General features: G+C 39.5%; 4 protein-coding genes. All 4 read right to left on the reverse strand.

Annotated features, from left to right (window positions below):
* Positions 1–21: 21 nt before the first annotated feature.
* Positions 22–1341 (reverse strand): IS66 family transposase, encoded by a 1320-nt coding sequence (locus tag O3636_RS10610; protein WP_371643111.1) that lies wholly within the window; start codon positions 1339–1341, stop codon positions 22–24.
* Complete coding sequence (locus O3636_RS10615) at positions 1322–1516, reverse strand: transposase (RefSeq protein ID WP_371643113.1); 195 nt, start codon at positions 1514–1516, stop codon at positions 1322–1324. Before O3636_RS10615 ends, O3636_RS10610 begins: the two co-directional genes overlap by 20 nt.
* Positions 1517–1581: 65 nt before the next feature.
* Positions 1582–1932 (reverse strand): IS66 family insertion sequence element accessory protein TnpB, encoded by a 351-nt coding sequence (gene tnpB, locus O3636_RS10620; protein ID WP_023941878.1) that lies wholly within the window; start codon positions 1930–1932, stop codon positions 1582–1584.
* Positions 1913–2098: a hypothetical protein gene (locus O3636_RS10625; RefSeq protein WP_001136123.1), complete on the reverse strand. Its 186-nt coding sequence runs from the start codon at positions 2096–2098 to the stop codon at positions 1913–1915. The genes tnpB and O3636_RS10625 overlap by 20 nt, the downstream gene beginning before the upstream one ends.
* Between the last annotated feature and the right edge of the window lie 65 nt (positions 2099–2163).

Below are 2163 nucleotides of genomic sequence, written 5' to 3' on the forward strand. Positions count from 1 at the left end.
AGTTCCTAATCTGGAGATTTCTTATTTGCACTTTTCTTGTACAACTTTATTCCATGGTAAATAAGCCTCTAAAACCTCTTTGTTAACGAGAGTCTCCTCGTTTGGAAGATATTCTAGAAGATAGGATAGATATTTCTCGCTATTTAATTGATGACGTTTAGCTGTTTCTAACAAACTCATAATAATAGCCGTTGCTTTAGCTCCTTCAAAACTCTGAGAAAACAACCAATTTTTTCGTCCCATAACCAATGATTTAATGGCGCGTTCAGCTAGATTATTGGAAAGGACGAGATGCCCGTCTTTCAAAATTGTCTTAAAGGTTTCTTCATACTTGAGACTGTATTCAATTGCCCGTCCTAGTTTTGAACCAGGTAAAACTGACTGACGTCGACACCAAGCAAAGAAGTCTTCCATTAGGGGTTGGAGCTCTTCTTGACGTTTCTGTAGGCGTTCATCAGCTGACAAGGATTCCCAGTCTCCTTCCAAAGAAAATAACTGATCACAATAAGCTAAACCTTTAGCACCTAACGATGAGTTATCTGCTTGCTTGGGAGTCGACTCAAAAAACTTCCTTCTTACATGCGCCCAACAACCAACAAGTTTAGCTTTTCCCAGTTGACGATAAGCAGACCACATATCACAATGCACATATCCAGAATAATCTCCTAGGAATTCTTGCACTACTAAACCACTCCGACGCTGATCATGGTGGTAAAGCGTGATCCCTTGCTTCTCAGCTTTCCCAGACAAAAAAGTCCAATAGTAAGTCAGCTGACTATCACTTTCTAAGACCCGATAAGAGGTTTCATCCGCATGAAGAAGAGGTTGTTCTAACAACTTTTCTCGTAAAAGGTTATAAAGGGACTCTAAATAGTATTGACTCGCCTTGATATGCCAATTAGAGATTTCTTTACGTGTGATTGGTAAACCCATCCTAGCCCAATCTTCTTCTTGGCGATAATTGGGTACCTTCAGATTGAACTTCTGATGGATGGTGTGAGCGATAATAGAAGCTGAGCCAAGGCTATGCGCCAAAGGGGCTTTAGGAATAGGAGCTTTCACGATTTTATCACTCGAATTTTTCTCACTGCATGCTTGGCACTTATAAGCGTGTTGGATATGATCTATTCGTTTTAATTGCGCAGGAATAAAGACTAATTCTTGTCGTTGAAGGGTCGCTCCAATCTCTTTTAGCTCTCCCTGACAATCAGGGCAAATGCTCTCTTCTACTTGATGATGAACTTCTTCTGAATCAAATTGGGCAAGAAGAGCTTGGCGTTTCCCTTTAGATTTCTTACGTTTGTAGGTAATTTCCTCTGTTTCAACTGGGAACATCTCCATCTTCCTCAGATGGAGACTCTTCCTCAAAAAGGTTGAGTTGTCCAGAGGGACAAACACTTTTTTCAGAGGATTTTCCATAGAGCTTTTGAGTCAGATAAGTCACTTGTTCACGAAGAAGGGCAAGTTCATTGGTGAGACTATCAATTGTAGCACTCTGTTGTTGAATGATTTTCAATAATTCTTCCACGGGCTTCCCTCCTTGTTTTCTAACTTCATTATACTAAAAAGAAAGTCCTCATTTCAATAGAAATCACGACTTTCTGATGAATTTATTTTGGGAGTGATAGAAAAGCCCTTCATAAGCCAATCTACTTGTTCAGGTGTGAGAGCTTTGACATCCTTTTCTGTACTTGGCCAAGTCAACTTACCGTTCTCAAAGCGTTTATATAGTAGCCAAAATCCTTGACCATCCCAGTAAAGAGCTTTAAAGCGGTCTTTACGTCCACCACAAAAGAGAAAGACTTGACCTGAGAAAGGATCCAATTCAAAGTGGGTTTTAATGAGATAAGCCAGTGAATCAATGCCTTGTCTCATATCCGTTTTCCCACATACGAGATAGACCTGCCCTAGGCTAGATAGATGAATTGTCATAGAGCAACACCTTATCCAAAAGCTGTTCTATCATTTCGAGATTGAGAGATTGAAAAAAACTTACTTCAAGCTTGCCAATACGAATTTTAAGCAGAATATCATTTCTCTTTTTAGAATCAAAACGACGAGATTGCGGAATCTCTACAGGAACAATAGGTTGTGGCATTAAAATATCCTCCAATAGTTTTACTTTACTAAGAGTATACAGGAGGAGCTCCATGAATGATAGAT

The organism is Streptococcus sp. 27098_8_76 (genome assembly GCF_041432315.1).
Classification (GTDB): Bacteria; Bacillota; Bacilli; order Lactobacillales; family Streptococcaceae; genus Streptococcus.

Coding starts and splice junctions, on each gene's coding strand:
- O3636_RS10610 (WP_371643111.1), bottom strand. CDS start 1,341: ATGGAGATGTTCCCAGTTGAAACAGAGGAAATTACCTACAAACGTAAG.
- O3636_RS10625 (WP_001136123.1), bottom strand. CDS start 2,098: ATGCCACAACCTATTGTTCCTGTAGAGATTCCGCAATCTCGTCGTTTT.
- tnpB (WP_023941878.1), bottom strand. CDS start 1,932: ATGACAATTCATCTATCTAGCCTAGGGCAGGTCTATCTCGTATGTGGG.